This window comes from Streptomyces sp. NPDC016640 (assembly GCF_043076215.1).
In the GTDB taxonomy this organism is placed as follows: domain Bacteria; phylum Actinomycetota; class Actinomycetes; order Streptomycetales; family Streptomycetaceae; genus Streptomyces.
This window is the reverse complement of record NZ_JBIBRG010000001.1, coordinates 733,700-751,864: the sequence shown is the minus strand read 5'-3', so window position 1 is coordinate 751,864 and position 18,165 is coordinate 733,700. Positions and strand designations below refer to the sequence as shown.

The following is an 18,165-nucleotide window of genomic DNA, read 5'->3' as shown; positions in this document are numbered from 1 at the left end:
GCTCCCGGCCCGGCGCGCCCTCCGGCCGCTTCAGGCGACCGGGGTGCCGAGCCAGTCGTCCACGCCCGAGAGCAGCTTCGCCTTCACGTCCTCCGGGGCGGCCGAGCCCCGCACCGACTGCCGGGCCAGTTCCGCCAGCTCCGCGTCCGTGAAGCCGTTGTGGACCCGGGCGATCTCGTACTGCGCCGCCAGCCGTGAGCCGAACAGCAGCGGATCGTCGGCGCCCAGCGCCAGCGGCACCCCCGCCTCGAACAGGGTGCGCAGCGGCACGTCCTCCGGCTTCTCGTACACCCCCAGCGCCACGTTCGACGCCGGACACACCTCGCAGGTGATCTGACGGTCCGCGAGCCGTCGCAGCAGCCGGGGGTCCTCCGCCGCCCGCACGCCGTGACCGATCCGGTCCGCCTCCAGGTCGTCCAGGCAGTCCCGTACCGAGGCCGGACCCGCCAGCTCGCCGCCGTGCGGCGCGGACAGCAGCCCGCCCTCCCGGGCGATCGCGAACGCCCGGTCGAAGTCGCGGGCCATACCGCGCCGCTCGTCGTTGGAGAGCCCGAACCCGACGACCCCCCGGTCCGCGTACCGCACCGCCAGCCGGGCCAGGGTGCGCGCGTCCAGGGGGTGCTTCATCCGGTTGGCGGCCACCAGCACCCGCATCCCGATCCCCGTGTCCCGCCTCGCCGACTCCACCGCGTCCAGGATGATCTCCAGCGCCGGGATCAGCCCGCCCAGCCGGGGCGCGTACGACGTCGGGTCCACCTGGATCTCCAGCCAGCCCGAGCCGTCCCGCCGGTCCTCCTCGGCCGCCTCCCGCACCAGCCGCTGGATGTCCTCGGGCTCCCGCAGACACGAGCGTGCCGCGTCGTACAGCCGCTGGAAACGGAACCAGCCCCGCTCGTCCGTGGCCCGCAGTCTCGGCGGCTCGCCGCCGGTCAGCGCGTCGGTCAGCGCCTCGGGCAGGCGTACCCCGTACTTGTCGGCCAGCTCCAGCAGGGTGGCGGGCCGCATGGACCCGGTGAAGTGCAGGTGCAGATGGGCTTTCGGCAGTTCAGAGACATCACGTACACGCTCCATTCCGTGATCCTGCCGTACGTCCCGGCCGTCCCGGTAGCGCTTTCGCCATTCGTGGCCCCGCTCGCACACACGAGCAGGGGCGCCCGGGAATCCGGGCGCCCCTGCTGCGGACGGGCTGCGGACGGGCGGAACCTCAGTCCCGCGCCTCCGCGAGCAGCTTCTGGACCCGGCTGACCCCCTCGATGAGATCCTCGTCACCGAGCGCGTACGACAGCCGCAGGTACCCCGGCGTGCCGAAGGCCTCACCGGGCACCACCGCGACCTCGGCCTGGTCCAGGATCAGCGCGGCCAGCTCGACCGAGCTCCGCGGCCGCTTGCCCCGGATCTCCTTGCCGATCAGCGCCTTCACCGAGGGGTAGACGTAGAACGCGCCCTCGGGTTCCGGGCAGACCACGCCGTCGATCTCGTTGAGCATCCGCACGATGGTCTTCCGCCGCCGGTCGAAGGCCTCGCGCATGGTCGCGACCGCGTCCAGGTCACCGGAGACGGCGGCGAGCGCGGCCGCCTGGGCGACATTGGAGACGTTCGACGTGGCGTGCGACTGGAGGTTGGTCGCGGCCTTGACCACGTCCTTCGGGCCGATGATCCAGCCGACCCGCCAGCCCGTCATCGCGTACGTCTTCGCCACACCGTTGACCACGATGCACTTGTCGCCCAGCTCGGGCAGGAGCGCGGGCAGGGACACGGACACGGCGTCGCCGTAGACCAGGTGCTCGTAGATCTCGTCCGTCAGCACCCACAGGCCGTGCTCGACGGCCCAGCGGCCGATCGCCTCGGTCTCCGCCTCGCCGTAGACCGCCCCGGTCGGGTTCGACGGGGAGACGAACAGGACGACCTTCGTCCGCTCGGTGCGGGCGGCCTCCAGCTGCTCCACGCTCACGCGGTAGCCGGTCGACTCGTCGGCGACCACCTCGACGGGGACACCGCCGGCCAGCCGGATGGACTCCGGGTACGTCGTCCAGTACGGCGCCGGGACGATCACCTCGTCACCCGGGTCGAGGATCGCGGCGAAGGCCTCGTAGATGGCCTGCTTGCCGCCGTTGGTGACCAGGATCTGGGAGGGGTCCACCTCGTACCCGGAGTCGCGCAGCGTCTTCGCGGCGATCGCCGACTTCAGCTCGGGCAGGCCGCCGGCCGGCGTGTACCGGTGGAACCTGGGGTTCTTGCAGGCCTCGACCGCGGCCTCGACGATGTAGTCGGGCGTCGGGAAGTCGGGCTCACCGGCGCCGAAGCCGATCACCGGTCGCCCGGCGGCCTTGAGGGCCTTGGCCTTGGCGTCCACGGCGAGGGTGGCGGACTCGGAGATCGCGCCGACTCGGGCGGAGACCCGGCGCTCGGTGGGAGGGGTTGCAGCGCTCATGGGGCCATCGTTCCAGACCGGAAACCCACGCGGCACGGGGGTTTCACGGACTGAACAACAGGGGGCAAACCCCTGAACACCAGTCCGGATCGTTCCCGGGGCGGCCCGCGGGTGGGGCGGTCTTCCGCCGTTCCCGCGCCGGGGCGGCCCGGCACGGGCACTTTTCGTTCGACGCCCGGCCCGGGAACACGTACACTCTCACCTCGTTGGCCTTCAGCGGCCCGCGCTCAGCCGGTGCACACCACGCGTCCGGCCGGATGCGGTACGTTGGGGGACACACAAAGGGTCGTAGCTCAATTGGTAGAGCACTGGTCTCCAAAACCAGCGGTTGGGGGTTCAAGTCCCTCCGGCCCTGCTACACACACCTTCGCCAGGATGTGTGCGCATGTACGTACAGCAATGCACCGCCGTGCGGCTCAGACCGGGCGCGGCACGGCCACGACCCGGAATCAGGTGAGGACGAGTGACGGACGCCGTGGGCTCCATCGACATGCCTGATGCCGATGACGAGGCGCCGGACTCCAAGAAGGCCCGCAAAGGCGGTAAGCGGGGCAAGAAGGGCCCGCTGAAGCGCCTCGCGCTCTTCTACCGTCAGATCGTGGCGGAGCTCCGCAAGGTCGTCTGGCCGACCCGGAACCAGCTGACGTCGTACACGATCGCTGTGATCGTCTTCGTTATTGTGATGATCGGTCTGATCACCCTGATCGACTATGGCCTCAGCAACGCCGCCAAGTACGTCTTCGGCTGAGCCGAGAGCGAAGAGCGCCGAGGACCTCGGCGCTCCTTTCGCATGTTCCACCCCTATGTATCCAGGAAGAAGCAGCCACCGTGTCTGACCCGAACGTGAACGACGCCGTTGAGCCTCGCGGCGAAGGGGCCGAGTCCGCCGAGGACGCGCTCGACGCCGTCGCCGTCGAGGGCGCGGACGCCGAGGACACCGAGGCCCCCGCCGAGGCAGAGGCTGCCGACACCACCGCGGACGAGACCGAGGAAGCGGCCGACGAGGCCGGGACCGAGGAAGAGACCGACGAGGCCGGGACCGAGGAAGCGGCCGACGAGGCCGAGGAAGCGGCCGAGTCCGTCGAGGACGCCCGCGACCCGGTCGAGAAGCTCCGCGAGGAACTGCGGACGCTGCCCGGCGAGTGGTACGTCATCCACACGTACGCCGGCTACGAGAACCGGGTGAAGACCAACCTGGAGCAGCGCGCCGTCTCGCTGAACGTCGAGGACTACATCTTCCAGGCCGAGGTGCCGCAGGAAGAGGTCGTCCAGATCAAGAACGGCGACCGCAAGACGATCCGGCAGAACAAGCTCCCGGGCTACGTCCTGGTCCGCATGGACCTGACGAACGAGTCCTGGGGCGTCGTCCGCAACACCCCTGGTGTCACCGGCTTCGTGGGCAACGCCTACGACCCGTACCCGCTGACGCTGGACGAGATCGTCAAGATGCTCGCCCCGGAGGCCGAGGAGAAGGCCGCCCGCGAGGCCGCCGAGGCCGAGGGCAAGCCGGCCCCGCAGCGCAAGGTCGAGGTTCAGGTGCTGGACTTCGAGGTCGGCGACTCGGTCACCGTCACCGACGGCCCGTTCGCCACGCTGCAGGCGACCATCAACGAGATCAACGCCGACTCCAAGAAGGTCAAGGGCCTGGTGGAGATCTTCGGCCGCGAGACACCGGTCGAGCTCTCCTTCGACCAGATCCAGAAGAACTAGTCCTTCTGGCACACAGCGTCCGAGCAGGTCAGACGAACGGTCGCACGTTCGTCTGACCTGCTCGGTTTTTGGCCGCGCATCCATACCCGTTATCGTTGTGCGGTATGCCTGCGTCCGGGTTGTCCCCCTGACGCCGGCAGGACCCGAATCGAAAGGACCCGGAGAGCCATGCCTCCCAAGAAGAAGAAGGTCACGGGGCTCATCAAGCTCCAGATCCAGGCCGGTGCCGCGAACCCGGCTCCGCCGGTCGGCCCCGCGCTGGGCCAGCACGGCGTCAACATCATGGAGTTCTGCAAGGCCTACAACGCCGCGACCGAGTCGCAGCGCGGTTGGGTCATCCCGGTGGAGATCACGGTCTACGAGGACCGCTCCTTCACCTTCATCACCAAGACCCCTCCGGCCGCCAAGATGATCCTCAAGGCCGCGGGCGTGGAGAAGGGCTCCGGCGAGCCGCACAAGACCAAGGTCGCGAAGATCACGCGTGACCAGGTCCGTGAGATCGCCACCACCAAGATGCCCGACCTCAACGCCAACGACCTGGACGCCGCCGAGAAGATCATCGCCGGCACCGCCCGTTCCATGGGCGTCACGGTCGAGGGCTGACCTCCACCCCCGTAAGCCAAGCAGAAGTGTGGAAGGGCCTGCTCGGCCCGGACCACGACTCCTCGACAATCCACAGGAGCTTTCAGTGAGCAAGCGCAGCAAGTCTCTCCGCGCTGCGGACGCCAAGATCGACCGGGAGAAGCTGTACGCCCCGCTCGAGGCCGTCCGTCTCGCCAAGGAGACGTCCACGACCAAGTTCGACGGCACCGTCGAGGTCGCCTTCCGTCTGGGTGTCGACCCGCGCAAGGCCGACCAGATGGTCCGTGGCACCGTGAACCTCCCGCACGGCACCGGTAAGACCGCCCGGGTCCTGGTCTTCGCGACCGGTGACCGTGCCGAGGCCGCGCGTGCCGCGGGCGCCGACATCGTCGGCGCCGACGAGCTGATCGACGAGGTGTCGAAGGGCCGTCTGGACTTCGACGCCGTCGTCGCCACCCCGGACCTCATGGGCAAGGTCGGCCGCCTCGGCCGTGTGCTCGGTCCCCGTGGTCTGATGCCGAACCCGAAGACCGGCACCGTGACCCCGGACGTCACCAAGGCCGTCACCGAGATCAAGGGCGGCAAGATCGAGTTCCGTGTCGACAAGCACGCGAACCTGCACTTCATCATCGGCAAGTCGTCCTTCGACGACACCAAGCTGGTGGAGAACTACGGCGCCGCGCTGGAGGAGATCCTCCGTCTGAAGCCGTCCGCCGCCAAGGGCCGCTACATCAAGAAGGCCGCCATCAGCACCACGATGGGCCCCGGCATCCCGCTCGACCCGAACCGCACCCGCAACCTCCTCGTCGAGGAGGACCCGGCCGCCGTCTGAGCCGGGCGGGCCGGATGACCGGCCCCTGCACCACGCGAACCCGTCCCCGCGCCCGTCGAGGCGCGGGGACGGGTTCGTTTCGTACGACAGTGTCAGTGGGGTGGGTTACGGTGCTTGCGACTTCACAGCTGTCGAACAGAAAAACCAGGGGTGGAATGCATGGTCGTGTCCGCATGGAAGCGCGCGGGTGTCTGCCTGACGGCCGTGGCCGTCGTCGCGGGTGTCGGGGGCTGTCAGGACGGTGACGGGGGCAAGGGGAAGAAGGCCGCCGACCCCGCGGAGACGCGGGTCCAGACGCAGAACGAGATGACGGAGGTCCTCCGGGCCGCCTTCAGGAACACCTCGGAGGCCAAGTCCTCCAAGGTCCGCATGACCATGTCGATCCCGGCCGGCGCGGGGGGCGGCGGCACGATGGAGATCTCCGGGATCCAGGGCTGGGACCCGGCCGTCATGGACGTGACCATGACGGGCTCGGCCCTGACCGAGGGCGACCCGGACGCTCCCGAGCAGGTCCGCATGGTCATGCTCGACAACGTCATGTACATGGACATGGGCGCGGAGCAGGCCGCCGAGATGGACGGCAAGCGCTGGATGAAGATGGACTTCGCCGCGATCGCCGAGGCCTCCGGCGACGCGGAGGTGCAGAAGCAGATGACCGGCGGCCTGGAGAACATGAACCAGGACCCGGCACAGCAGCTCGCCCTGCTGCTCGAGTCGCCGAACCTGAGGCACGTCGGCCCCGAGAAGGTGGACGGCGTCCGGACGCAGCACTACAAGGGCACGCTGAGCTTCGAGGAGATGCTGGACGCCAACAAGTCGTTCGACATGCTCTCCGAGAAGGAGCGCGAGGAGCTGACCGCGAGCGCCGAGAAGACCGGCCTGAAGGGGTACGACACCCAGGTCTGGGTCAACGAGGACAACTACCCGGTCAAGATGGTCGTCGGCATGAAGATGCCCCAGGGCACGATGAACATGACGGCCAACTACTCCGACTACGGGGCCAAGGCCGAGGTCCAGGCGCCGCCGGCGCAGGACACGCTCGACCTCATGGAGATGATGCGGGAGCTCGGGGACCTGGGGGCGGACTCCGAGGCCGGCCTCAGCTCCTGATGCCTCCAGCCGGCCGATTTGCTTGACGCCGATCCGTTCACGTACGCTTCCACAGAAGCCAAAGACCGCTGGTCGTTGCCGTGTGCTCAGCCGAGCTCGCGGTGGCCGAAGGATCCGCTGAACTGCGGACGACCCGCGCAGGTGACTGTGGAAGAGTTCCCGGACATCGCTGCCCCGAGTACGCGAGCAACCGGTTGAGCTAAGCCCCGTGCGCCTGCGCCCGGGGCGTTTCGTTTTCCCAGTCCTCCTTCGGGTCCGCGCGGTCCGAATCACCCGGAAGGAGGCCGAGGCTCTATGGCGAGGCCCGACAAGGCTGCCGCGGTTGCCGAGTTGACGGACCAGTTCCGCAACTCCAGCGCTGCCGTGCTGACCGAGTACCGCGGTCTCACCGTGGCCCAGCTCAAGCAGCTGCGCCGTTCGCTCGGTGAGAACGCCCAGTACGCCGTGGTGAAGAACACGCTGACCAAGATTGCGGCCAACGAGGCCGGGATCACGACGCTCGACGACCTGTTCAACGGTCCGACGGCAGTCGCCTTCGTCACCGGTGACCCGGTGGAGTCGGCGAAGGGTCTTCGTGACTTCGCCAAGGACAACCCGAATCTCGTCATCAAGGGCGGCGTCCTTGACGGCAAGGCGATGTCCGCCGACGAGATCAAGAAGCTTGCGGACCTCGAGTCCCGCGAGGTTCTGCTCTCCAAGCTGGCGGGTGCCTTCAAGGGCAAGCAGACCCAGACTGCTCAGCTCTTCCAGGCGCTCCCCTCGAAGCTCGTCCGCACCGTGGACGCGCTCCGTGCCAAGCAGGACGAGCAGGGCGGTGCCGAGTAATTCGGCTCGCTTTCCGATCCTCGCCGCATGAGGTGAGGGTCGATGCGGGCCCGACGTACGCCCGCCTCACCCCGTACATCCGGCACCTGCCGAATTAGTGGAAGGACCGCCATCATGGCGAAGCTCAGCCAGGAAGACCTGCTCGCCCAGTTCGAGGAGATGACCCTCATCGAGCTCTCCGAGTTCGTGAAGGCCTTCGAGGAGAAGTTCGACGTCACCGCCGCCGCGGCCGTCGCCGTCGCCGGTCCGGCCGGTCCGGCCGCCCCGGCCGAGCAGGTCGAGGAGAAGGACGAGTTCGACGTCATCCTCACCGGTGCCGGCGACAAGAAGATCCAGGTCATCAAGGTCGTGCGTGAGCTGACCTCCCTGGGTCTGAAGGAGGCCAAGGACCTCGTGGACGGCGCCCCGAAGCCCGTTCTCGAGAAGGTCGCCAAGGACGCCGCCGAGAAGGCCGCCGAGTCCCTCAAGGGCGCCGGCGCCTCCGTCGAGGTCAAGTAAGACCTGCCGGGTCCCACCGGGCCCGGCACACGTCCCGCGGGGCGTGTAACGCGCACATGCCGAAGAGCGATCATCCATCCGGGTGGTCGCTCTTCGGCATTCCGGGGGTCCGGCGGCGGCTGCCTTGCACCCGGGACGGCGGGGGGTAGGGTGATCTTCGATGTGCCTCCACAGGCCGCGAAGATCCACCTGGTGGCAGGCGGTTTTGGACAGAGGGGCCTTGACGAACCGGACGCAGCGCGCAATTCTCAGGACGCGTCGTCACAAGGATCCGGATCCGAGGCATGGATCGACGGCGAAGAGGGCAGTATCAACGTGCGTTGAGGGCAGCGCCTTGTCGCAGGAGTTGAGAACAACGAGGGCCTCCACCCGGTCTCGTACACCGCACTGGACATCAGTGGGCCAAGTGGCTACACTGACCCTTTGCGCTGCCTGTTAGCTGTCCCCTGCCCGTCACCAGGGGCATACCCTCGCTCAGCACTGACGACCGACTACCTCTGACCTGGCCCTTTGACCGCATCAGGGAAGTCTGTCCCCGTGCACGGTGAGAGACCGGTACGCGCGTAGTGAGTCCGAGCCCTCGGAAGGACCCCCTCTTGGCCGCCTCGCGCAACGCCTCGACCGCGAATACGAACAACGCTGCCAGCACCGCCCCGCTGCGCATCTCCTTTGCAAAGATCAAGGAGCCCCTCGAGGTTCCGAACCTTCTCGCGCTGCAGACCGAGAGCTTCGACTGGCTGCTCGGCAACGACGCGTGGAAGGCTCGCGTCGAGGAGGCTCTCGAGAACGGGCAGGACGTCCCCACCAAGTCCGGTCTTGAGGAGATCTTCGAGGAGATCTCCCCGATCGAGGACTTCTCCGGGTCGATGTCGCTGACCTTCCGCGACCACCGTTTCGAGCCGCCGAAGAACTCCATCGACGAGTGCAAGGAGCGCGACTTCACGTTCGCGGCCCCGCTCTTCGTCACGGCCGAGTTCACCAACAACGAGACCGGCGAGATCAAGTCCCAGACGGTCTTCATGGGCGACTTCCCGCTCATGACGAACAAGGGCACCTTCGTCATCAACGGCACCGAGCGTGTCGTGGTGTCGCAGCTGGTCCGTTCCCCCGGTGTCTACTTCGACTCCAGCATCGACAAGACGTCGGACAAGGACATCTTCTCCGCCAAGATCATCCCGTCCCGGGGTGCCTGGCTGGAGATGGAGATCGACAAGCGCGACATGGTCGGCGTCCGCATCGACCGCAAGCGCAAGCAGTCCGTCACCGTCCTCCTGAAGGCGCTCGGCTGGACCACCGAGCAGATCCTCGAGGAGTTCGGCGAGTACGAGTCCATGCGCGCCACCCTGGAGAAGGACCACACCCAGGGCCAGGACGACGCGCTGCTCGACATCTACCGCAAGCTGCGTCCGGGCGAGCCCCCCACGCGTGAGGCCGCGCAGACGCTGCTCGAGAACCTCTACTTCAACCCCAAGCGCTACGACCTCGCCAAGGTCGGCCGCTACAAGGTGAACAAGAAGCTCGGCGGGGACGAGCCGCTGGACGCCGGCGTGCTCACCACCGACGACATCATCGCCACCATCAAGTACCTGGTGAAGCTGCACGCCGGTGAGACCGAGACGGTCGGCGAGTCCGGTCGCTCCATCATGGTCGAGACCGACGACATCGACCACTTCGGCAACCGCCGCATCCGCAACGTGGGCGAGCTGATCCAGAACCAGGTCCGTACGGGTCTCGCCCGTATGGAGCGCGTCGTGCGCGAGCGCATGACCACCCAGGACGTCGAGGCGATCACGCCGCAGACCCTGATCAACATCCGGCCGGTCGTCGCCTCCATCAAGGAGTTCTTCGGCACCAGCCAGCTGTCGCAGTTCATGGACCAGAACAACCCGCTGTCGGGGCTGACGCACAAGCGTCGTCTGAACGCCCTCGGCCCGGGTGGTCTCTCCCGTGAGCGGGCCGGCTTCGAGGTCCGTGACGTGCACCCCTCGCACTACGGCCGCATGTGCCCGATCGAGACGCCGGAAGGCCCGAACATCGGTCTGATCGGCTCGCTGGCCTCCTACGGCCGGATCAACCCCTTCGGCTTCATCGAGACGCCGTACCGCAAGGTCGTCGAGGGCCAGGTCACCGACGAGGTCGACTACCTGACCGCCGACGAGGAGGACCGCTTCGTCATCGCGCAGGCCAACGCGCCGCTCAGCGACGACATGCGGTTCGTGGAGAACCGCATCCTGGTCCGCCGCCGCGGCGGCGAGGTCGACTACGTCCCCGGTGACGACGTCGACTACATGGACGTCTCGCCGCGCCAGATGGTGTCGGTCGCGACCGCCATGATCCCGTTCCTCGAGCACGACGACGCCAACCGTGCCCTCATGGGCGCGAACATGATGCGTCAGGCCGTGCCGCTCATCAAGTCCGAGTCCCCGCTCGTCGGCACCGGCATGGAGTACCGCTCCGCCGTCGACGCCGGCGACGTGGTCAAGGCCGAGAAGGCGGGTGTGGTCCAGGAGGTCTCCGCGGACTACATCACCACCACCAACGACGACGGCACGTACATCACGTACCGCCTGGCCAAGTTCTCCCGCTCCAACCAGGGCACCTCGGTCAACCAGAAGGTGATCGTCGCCGAGGGCGACCGGGTCATCGAGGGCCAGGTCCTCGCCGACGGCCCGGCCACCCAGAACGGCGAGATGGCGCTCGGCAAGAACCTGCTGGTCGCCTTCATGCCGTGGGAGGGCCACAACTACGAGGACGCGATCATCCTGTCGCAGCGCCTCGTGCAGGACGACGTCCTCTCCTCGATCCACATCGAGGAGCACGAGGTCGACGCCCGTGACACCAAGCTCGGTCCCGAGGAGATCACCCGGGACATCCCGAACGTCTCCGAGGAGGTCCTCGCCGACCTCGACGAGCGCGGCATCATCCGCATCGGTGCCGAGGTCATCGCCGGCGACATCCTCGTCGGCAAGGTGACCCCGAAGGGCGAGACCGAGCTGACGCCGGAGGAGCGCCTGCTGCGCGCGATCTTCGGTGAGAAGGCCCGTGAGGTCCGTGACACCTCGCTGAAGGTGCCGCACGGCGAGACCGGCAAGGTCATCGGCGTCCGCGTCTTCGACCGCGAGGAGGGCGACGAGCTCCCCCCCGGTGTGAACCAGCTGGTGCGCGTCTACGTCGCGCAGAAGCGCAAGATCACCGACGGTGACAAGCTCGCCGGCCGCCACGGCAACAAGGGCGTCATCTCCAAGATCCTGCCCATCGAGGACATGCCGTTCCTCGAGGACGGGACCCCGGTCGACATCATCCTCAACCCGCTGGGCGTGCCGTCCCGAATGAACCCGGGACAGGTCCTGGAGATCCACCTCGGCTGGCTCGCCAGCCGCGGCTGGGACGTCTCCGGCCTCGCGGAGGAGTGGGCCGAGCGGCTCCAGGTCATCGGCGCCGACAAGGTCGAGCCCGGCACCAACGTCGCCACCCCGGTCTTCGACGGTGCGCGTGAGGACGAGCTCGCCGGCCTGCTCCAGCACACCATCCCCAACCGCGACGGCGAGCGCATGGTGCTCCCGTCCGGCAAGGCCAGGCTGTACGACGGCCGCTCGGGCGAGCCGTTCCCGGAGCCGATCTCGGTCGGCTACATGTACATCCTCAAGCTGCACCACCTGGTCGACGACAAGCTGCACGCGCGTTCGACCGGTCCGTACTCCATGATCACCCAGCAGCCGCTGGGTGGTAAGGCTCAGTTCGGTGGCCAGCGGTTCGGCGAGATGGAGGTGTGGGCACTCGAGGCGTACGGCGCCGCCTACGCGCTCCAGGAGCTGCTGACCATCAAGTCCGACGACGTCACCGGCCGCGTGAAGGTCTACGAGGCCATCGTCAAGGGCGAGAACATCCCCGAGCCCGGCATCCCCGAGTCCTTCAAGGTCCTCATCAAGGAGATGCAGTCCCTGTGCCTGAACGTGGAGGTGCTGTCCAGCGACGGCATGTCCATCGAGATGCGTGACACCGACGAGGACGTCTTCCGCGCTGCGGAGGAGCTCGGCATCGACCTGTCCCGGCGCGAGCCGAGCAGCGTCGAAGAGGTCTGACGGGAGTTGGGCGGCTCGTCGAACCACGGGCCGCCCGCCCCAGGACCCCCGTTTCAGACCCCAAGACTTACAACCCTGAGAGGGATTGACGCATAGTGCTCGACGTCAACTTCTTCGATGAGCTCCGGATCGGTCTGGCCACCGCTGACGACATCCGTCAGTGGAGCCACGGCGAGGTCAAGAAGCCCGAGACCATCAACTACCGCACCCTCAAGCCCGAGAAGGACGGACTCTTCTGCGAGAAGATCTTCGGTCCGACCCGGGACTGGGAGTGCTACTGCGGCAAGTACAAGCGCGTCCGCTTCAAGGGCATCATCTGCGAGCGCTGCGGCGTGGAGGTCACGCGCGCCAAGGTGCGCCGTGAGCGGATGGGCCACATCGAGCTCGCCGCGCCCGTCACGCACATCTGGTACTTCAAGGGCGTTCCGTCGCGCCTCGGCTACCTGCTCGACCTCGCCCCGAAGGACCTGGAGAAGGTCATCTACTTCGCGGCGTACATGATCACGTACGTCGACGAGGAGCGCCGCACCCGCGACCTGCCCTCGCTGGAGGCCCACGTCTCCGTCGAGCGCCAGCAGATCGAGAACCGCCGCGACGCCGACCTCGAGGCCCGCGCCAAGAAGCTCGAGACCGACCTGGCCGAGCTCGAGGCCGAGGGTGCCAAGGCCGACGTGCGCCGCAAGGTGCGCGAGGGTGCCGAGCGCGAGATGAAGCAGCTGCGCGACCGCGCGCAGCGCGAGATCGACCGCCTCGACGAGGTGTGGAGCCGGTTCAAGAACCTCAAGGTCCAGGACCTCGAGGGCGACGAGCTGCTCTACCGCGAGCTGCGTGACCGCTTCGGCACGTACTTCGACGGCTCGATGGGTGCCGCGGCGCTGCAGAAGCGCCTGGAGTCCTTCGACCTCGACGAGGAGGCCGAGCGCCTCCGCGAGATCATCCGTACCGGCAAGGGCCAGAAGAAGACCCGCGCGCTCAAGCGCCTGAAGGTCGTCTCCGCGTTCCTGCAGACCAGCAACAGCCCCAAGGGCATGGTGCTGGACTGCGTGCCGGTCATCCCGCCGGACCTGCGTCCGATGGTGCAGCTGGACGGTGGCCGCTTCGCGACCTCCGACCTGAACGACCTGTACCGCCGCGTGATCAACCGCAACAACCGTCTGAAGCGGCTTCTCGACCTCGGCGCGCCCGAGATCATCGTGAACAACGAGAAGCGCATGCTCCAGGAGGCCGTCGACGCGCTCTTCGACAACGGCCGTCGCGGTCGCCCGGTCACGGGCCCCGGCAACCGTCCGCTGAAGTCGCTGTCCGACATGCTCAAGGGCAAGCAGGGCCGCTTCCGTCAGAACCTGCTCGGCAAGCGGGTCGACTACTCGGCGCGTTCCGTGATCGTCGTCGGTCCGCAGCTGAAGCTGCACCAGTGCGGTCTGCCGAAGGCGATGGCGCTGGAGCTGTTCAAGCCGTTCGTGATGAAGCGCCTGGTCGACCTGAACCACGCGCAGAACATCAAGTCGGCCAAGCGCATGGTCGAGCGCGGCCGCACGGTCGTGTACGACGTCCTGGAAGAGGTCATCGCGGAGCACCCGGTTCTGCTGAACCGTGCGCCCACGCTGCACCGCCTCGGCATCCAGGCCTTCGAGCCGCAGCTGGTCGAGGGCAAGGCCATCCAGATCCACCCGCTCGTCTGCACCGCGTTCAACGCGGACTTCGACGGTGACCAGATGGCCGTGCACCTGCCGCTGTCCGCGGAGGCGCAGGCCGAGGCCCGCATCCTGATGCTGTCCTCGAACAACATCCTCAAGCCGGCCGACGGCCGCCCGGTGACGATGCCGACCCAGGACATGGTTCTCGGTCTGTTCTTCCTCACCACCGACGGCGAGATGCGCGACCTCAAGGGCGAGGGCCGTTCCTTCGCCTCGGTCGCCGAGGCGATCATGGCCTTCGACGCGGGCGAGCTGTCGCTCCAGTCGAGGATCGACATCCGCTTCCCGGTCGGCACCATCCCGCCGCGCGGCTGGACCCCGCCGGCGCGTGAGGAGGGCGCCGAGTCCGACGGCGCTGCGGCCGGCAGCGGCTCCGCCGCGGGCGAGTGGCAGCAGGGTGACCCCTTCCGGCTGAACACCACCCTGGGCCGCGCGCTCTTCAACGAGCTGCTGCCCGAGGACTACCCGTTCGTCGACTACGAGGTCGGCAAGAAGCAGCTCTCCGAGATCGTCAACGACCTCGCCGAGCGTTACCCGAAGGTCATCGTGGCGGCGACGCTCGACAACCTGAAGGCGTCCGGCTTCTACTGGGCCACCCGCTCCGGTGTCACCGTCGCCATCTCCGACGTCGTCGTCCCCGAGGCGAAGAAGGAGATCGTCAAGGGCTACGAGGCGCAGGACGAGAAGGTCCAGAAGCAGTACGAGCGCGGTCTGATCACCAAGGACGAGCGCACGCAGGAGCTCATCGCGATCTGGACCAAGGCGACCAACGAGGTCGCCGAGGCGATGAACGACAACTTCCCGAAGACCAACCCGATCTTCATGATGGTGAACTCGGGTGCACGAGGCAACATGATGCAGATGCGTCAGATCGCCGGTATGCGTGGTCTGGTGTCGAACGCGAAGAACGAGACGATCCCGCGTCCGATCAAGGCGTCGTTCCGTGAGGGCCTGTCCGTGCTGGAGTACTTCATCTCCACGCACGGTGCCCGTAAGGGTCTGGCCGACACCGCTCTGCGGACCGCCGACTCGGGTTACCTCACCCGTCGTCTGGTCGACGTCTCCCAGGACGTCATCATCCGCGAGGAGGACTGCGGCACCGACCGCGGTCTGCGTCTGAAGATCGCCAGCCGTGACGCGGACGGCGTGCTGCGCAAGGAAGGCGACGTCGAGACGTCGGTGTACGCGCGCTGCCTCGCCGAGGACATCGTGGTCGACGGACAGGTGCTGGCCCCGGCCGGCACCGACCTGGGCGACGTCCTCATCGAGGAGCTCGTCTCCCGCGGCGTCGAGGAGGTCAAGACGCGCTCGGTCCTGACCTGCGAGTCCGCCGTCGGCACCTGCGCCATGTGCTACGGCCGTTCGCTGGCCACCGGCAAGCTGGTCGACATCGGTGAGGCGGTCGGCATCATCGCCGCCCAGTCCATCGGTGAGCCCGGCACCCAGCTGACGATGCGTACCTTCCACACCGGTGGTGTGGCCGGTGACGACATCACCCAGGGTCTGCCGCGTGTCGTCGAGCTCTTCGAGGCCCGTACCCCGAAGGGTGTCGCCCCGGTCTCCGAGGCCTCCGGCCGCGTGCGAATCGAGGAGACCGAGAAGACCAAGAAGCTCGTCGTCACCCCGGACGACGGCAGCGACGAGACGGCGTACCCGATCTCGAAGCGCGCCAAGGTCCTGGTGAGCGAGGGCGAGCACGTCGAGGTGGGTCAGCAGCTCACCGTGGGTGCCACCAACCCGCACGACGTGCTGCGCATCCTGGGTCAGCGTGCCGTCCAGGTCCACCTGGTCGGCGAGGTCCAGAAGGTCTACAACTCGCAGGGTGTGTCGATCCACGACAAGCACATCGAGATCATCATCCGGCAGATGCTCCGCCGCGTGACGATCATCGAGTCCGGCGACGCCGAGCTGCTGCCCGGCGAGCTGGTCGAGCGCTCGAAGTTCGAGACCGAGAACCGTCGTGTGGTCCAGGAGGGCGGTCACCCGGCCTCCGGTCGTCCGCAGCTGATGGGTATCACCAAGGCCTCGCTGGCGACGGAGTCCTGGCTGTCGGCCGCCTCCTTCCAGGAGACGACCCGAGTGCTGACGGACGCGGCGATCAACGCCAAGTCCGACAGCCTCATCGGCCTCAAGGAGAACGTCATCATCGGTAAGCTCATCCCGGCCGGTACGGGTCTGTCCCGCTACCGCAACATCCGGGTCGAGCCGACCGAGGAGGCCAAGGCCGCGATGTACTCGGCCGTCGGCTACGACGACATCGACTACTCGCCGTTCGGCACGGGCTCCGGCCAGGCCGTTCCGCTGGAGGACTACGACTACGGTCCGTACAACCAGTAAGCGAGCCGCTTGATCCGAGGGCGGTCACCCCGTACGGGGTGACCGCCCTTCGGCGTTCCCGGAAGCGGGGCGGGGAGCGGCACCGGGCCGGTGATGGAACCAAATGCCGGGTACGGTGCGTTCGAGTCTCTGAAGAGTGATTGACCCCGAAGGGATCGACCCGCGAGGGATTCACCGTCTGCCCCCAGGAGGCGGCCGTGTCGTACCCGACCCCGTGGCAGGGCAACCTGCCGCAAGGCCCCGGTGCTCCGTCCATGCTGGCCGGCCACGCGGACCGCGAGCGCGCGGTGGACGTGCTGCGGGCCGGTTACGCCGAGGGCAGGCTGGACCACCCGGAGTTCGACAAGCGGGTCGCCCGTGCCTACTCCGCGCGCACGGTGGCCGAGCTGTCCCTGCTGGTCGCCGATCTGCCGCAGGGCCCGGCGGCGCAGTCGGCGGCGCCCGCCGGGCCGATACCGGCGACCTTCCTGGCCAGGCCGCAGCCCAGGACCAACGGCAAGGCGATCGCCTCGATGATCTGCGGCGTCCTGTGCGTGGCCACCGGTGGGCTCACCGGCCTGCCGGCGGTGATCCTCGGTCACCTGGCTCAGTCGGAGATCCGGCGCACCGGCGAGGGCGGCGACGGATTCGCGCTGACCGGGCTGGTGCTCGGCTGGCTGTCGGTGGCCGGCTGGGCGCTGGTCATCAGTCTGTTCGGTCTGGTGGCCGTACTGGCGGGCGCGGGCTGACCGGAGGGGCGGGGCCGCGGGGCGGGCGGCCCGGCGGGGCGCGGTGGCCGGTCGGGCGTCGGTTCAGCGCGGTGGCCGGAGGTACGGCTGCAGGTGGTGCAGCCGGGTGTGGTAGTCGGGGTGCGAGGACAGCAGCGTGCTGACCGGGGTCCCGGTCGGCGCGCCATGGCCGACGGCGGTGAGCGCGGCGATCTGCTGCTGCTCCTGGTGGTGCAGCTGCTGCAGTACGGCGGCCAGCATCGGGGCGAAGCCGAGTGCGGCGGCGTGCTGGTCGGCGCGCAGCTCCGAGCGGCGGCCGACGGCGGCCAGCGCGTACGGCATGGCGAGGATCAGCAGCGGCAGACCGTACAGGGAGCTGACCGTGGCCAGTGCGATGCTGCCGACGAACAGGCCGAAGAACAGCACACCGAAGCAGGAGAAGACGCGGGAGACCCGGAACATGAAGCCGGTGACCGCGCGCAGCACCCGCCAGGCGACGCGGCCCGGCAGGGCGTACCAGTAGCCCAGCAGCGAGGACCACGCGTGGCCGCCCACGTGGTGGCCCAGCTCGTGCGCCAGTACGGCGGCCAGTTCGCCGTTGGGCAGCTGGTTCATGGCGAAGCGGGTGACGCCGACGATGTGACCGGCCGCGGCGACCGCGTTGAGGTTGTCGCTGTCCTCCACCCACAGCTCGTAGTTCCGGCCCTCGACGCCCGCGCGGGCGGTGACTTCGCGCCAGACCGGTTCGAGTTTGGCTCTTTCCTGCGGTGTGGGGTAGCGCAGGCGGAGCAGATGGCGCGCGAGGGCGCTTTCCGTCGGGCGGTGGAACACGAGTGCGCCGCTGGCGAGCCAGGCCAGGACGATCAGGATCCCGAGGCCGCCGAAGAGGAGTGAGACCAGGGCGACGACGGCGAGGCTGCACAGGAAGTTGGGCAGGTGGAGCAGCAGGTTGCCGAAGGCGGTGGCGTCGGTGCGGCGCTGCTGGCCGGCGATGTGCACGCGACCGCGGTCGGTGCTGATGTGGTGCGGGTGCAGCGGGGAGCCGGGGGCCGGGGGCGTCGGTGCGGCGGCGGGGGCCGGACCGGCCTGGGGGTACGGGTGCTGCTGTGCGTAGGGGGGCGGGGCGGTGGCGGGATGCGGCATCGAGGGCTGGGCCGCCGCGCCGCCGCCCGGGTACGGGGGAGCAGCCGACGGGGCCGGGTGCGGGTACTGCGGGGGGATGTGGGGGTGGGGGTACGGCGGTGGGGCCTGGGTGGTTCGGGGGTCGGGCTGCGGGTACGGCGGTGCGGTGGTGGGGTGGCCGTTCGGCTCGGGGTACTCCGGGGGCATCGGTGGCGGCTGGTTCATGTGCTTC

Annotated in this window: 13 protein-coding genes and 1 tRNA gene; 11 read left to right on the top strand and 3 right to left on the bottom strand. The window is 68.3% G+C overall.

The window, feature by feature from the left end; all coding sequences use genetic code 11:
• Nucleotides 1-30: 30 nt before the first annotated feature.
• Together ACF07S_RS03510 and ACF07S_RS03505 are read right to left on the bottom strand one after the other, a co-directional pair.
• Nucleotides 31-1,071 (bottom strand): adenosine deaminase, encoded by a 1,041-nt coding sequence (locus ACF07S_RS03510; RefSeq protein WP_391961815.1) that lies wholly within the window; start codon nucleotides 1,069-1,071, stop codon nucleotides 31-33.
• 133 nt (nucleotides 1,072-1,204) lie between these two features.
• The gene (locus ACF07S_RS03505; RefSeq protein WP_391961814.1) at nucleotides 1,205-2,431 is read right to left on the bottom strand and encodes a pyridoxal phosphate-dependent aminotransferase; all 1,227 of its coding nucleotides are present in this window, start codon (nucleotides 2,429-2,431) and stop codon (nucleotides 1,205-1,207) included.
• A 282-nt stretch (nucleotides 2,432-2,713) separates the two neighbouring features.
• Between ACF07S_RS03505 and ACF07S_RS03500 the strand changes: the two genes are divergently transcribed.
• From ACF07S_RS03500 to ACF07S_RS03450, 11 genes are all read left to right on the top strand, one after another.
• Nucleotides 2,714-2,786, top strand: a tRNA-Trp gene (locus tag ACF07S_RS03500).
• A gap of 108 nt (nucleotides 2,787-2,894) precedes the next feature.
• A complete protein-coding gene (secE, locus tag ACF07S_RS03495; RefSeq protein ID WP_391961813.1) occupies nucleotides 2,895-3,179 on the top strand; it encodes a preprotein translocase subunit SecE in 285 nt (94 codons plus the stop codon).
• A gap of 80 nt (nucleotides 3,180-3,259) precedes the next feature.
• Nucleotides 3,260-4,141: a transcription termination/antitermination protein NusG gene (gene nusG, locus ACF07S_RS03490; protein WP_391973310.1), complete on the top strand. Its 882-nt coding sequence runs from the start codon at nucleotides 3,260-3,262 to the stop codon at nucleotides 4,139-4,141.
• 168 nt (nucleotides 4,142-4,309) lie between these two features.
• Nucleotides 4,310-4,744 (top strand): 50S ribosomal protein L11, encoded by a 435-nt coding sequence (rplK, locus tag ACF07S_RS03485; RefSeq protein WP_006130605.1) that lies wholly within the window; start codon nucleotides 4,310-4,312, stop codon nucleotides 4,742-4,744.
• An 85-nt stretch (nucleotides 4,745-4,829) separates the two neighbouring features.
• The gene (rplA, locus tag ACF07S_RS03480) at nucleotides 4,830-5,555 is read left to right on the top strand and encodes a 50S ribosomal protein L1 (protein WP_391961811.1); all 726 of its coding nucleotides are present in this window, start codon (nucleotides 4,830-4,832) and stop codon (nucleotides 5,553-5,555) included.
• A gap of 159 nt (nucleotides 5,556-5,714) precedes the next feature.
• Entirely contained in the window at nucleotides 5,715-6,665 is a 951-nt protein-coding gene (locus ACF07S_RS03475) for a hypothetical protein (RefSeq protein WP_391961810.1), read from the top strand.
• 294 nt (nucleotides 6,666-6,959) lie between these two features.
• Nucleotides 6,960-7,490 carry a 50S ribosomal protein L10 gene (gene rplJ / locus ACF07S_RS03470; protein WP_391961809.1) on the top strand — a complete coding sequence of 177 codons (531 nt, stop codon included), beginning with the start codon at nucleotides 6,960-6,962 and terminating at the stop codon, nucleotides 7,488-7,490.
• 114 nt (nucleotides 7,491-7,604) lie between these two features.
• The gene (gene rplL, locus ACF07S_RS03465) at nucleotides 7,605-7,988 is read left to right on the top strand and encodes a 50S ribosomal protein L7/L12 (protein ID WP_391961808.1); all 384 of its coding nucleotides are present in this window, start codon (nucleotides 7,605-7,607) and stop codon (nucleotides 7,986-7,988) included.
• 596 nt (nucleotides 7,989-8,584) lie between these two features.
• Nucleotides 8,585-12,070, top strand: a complete 3,486-nt coding sequence (gene rpoB / locus ACF07S_RS03460; protein WP_391961807.1) for a DNA-directed RNA polymerase subunit beta — start codon at nucleotides 8,585-8,587, stop codon at nucleotides 12,068-12,070.
• 95 nt (nucleotides 12,071-12,165) lie between these two features.
• Nucleotides 12,166-16,104, top strand: coding sequence for a DNA-directed RNA polymerase subunit beta' (locus tag ACF07S_RS03455; RefSeq protein ID WP_391961806.1), 3,939 nt, complete (start codon nucleotides 12,166-12,168; stop codon nucleotides 16,102-16,104).
• Between the two features lie 197 nt (nucleotides 16,105-16,301).
• The gene (locus tag ACF07S_RS03450) at nucleotides 16,302-16,832 is read left to right on the top strand and encodes a DUF1707 and DUF4190 domain-containing protein (protein ID WP_391961805.1); all 531 of its coding nucleotides are present in this window, start codon (nucleotides 16,302-16,304) and stop codon (nucleotides 16,830-16,832) included.
• Between the two features lie 63 nt (nucleotides 16,833-16,895).
• Here ACF07S_RS03450 and ACF07S_RS03445 read toward each other — a convergent pair whose 3' ends face one another.
• Nucleotides 16,896-18,158, bottom strand: a complete 1,263-nt coding sequence (locus ACF07S_RS03445) for a M48 family metalloprotease (RefSeq protein WP_391973309.1) — start codon at nucleotides 18,156-18,158, stop codon at nucleotides 16,896-16,898.
• Nucleotides 18,159-18,165 lie beyond the last annotated feature (7 nt).

Coding starts and splice junctions, on each gene's coding strand:
- ACF07S_RS03510 (WP_391961815.1), bottom strand. CDS start 1,071: ATGGAGCGTGTACGTGATGTCTCTGAACTGCCGAAAGCCCATCTGCAC.
- ACF07S_RS03505 (WP_391961814.1), bottom strand. CDS start 2,431: ATGAGCGCTGCAACCCCTCCCACCGAGCGCCGGGTCTCCGCCCGAGTC.
- rplK (WP_006130605.1), top strand. CDS start 4,310: ATGCCTCCCAAGAAGAAGAAGGTCACGGGGCTCATCAAGCTCCAGATC.
- ACF07S_RS03475 (WP_391961810.1), top strand. CDS start 5,715: ATGGTCGTGTCCGCATGGAAGCGCGCGGGTGTCTGCCTGACGGCCGTG.
- rplJ (WP_391961809.1), top strand. CDS start 6,960: ATGGCGAGGCCCGACAAGGCTGCCGCGGTTGCCGAGTTGACGGACCAG.
- rplL (WP_391961808.1), top strand. CDS start 7,605: ATGGCGAAGCTCAGCCAGGAAGACCTGCTCGCCCAGTTCGAGGAGATG.
- ACF07S_RS03445 (WP_391973309.1), bottom strand. CDS start 18,158: ATGAACCAGCCGCCACCGATGCCCCCGGAGTACCCCGAGCCGAACGGC.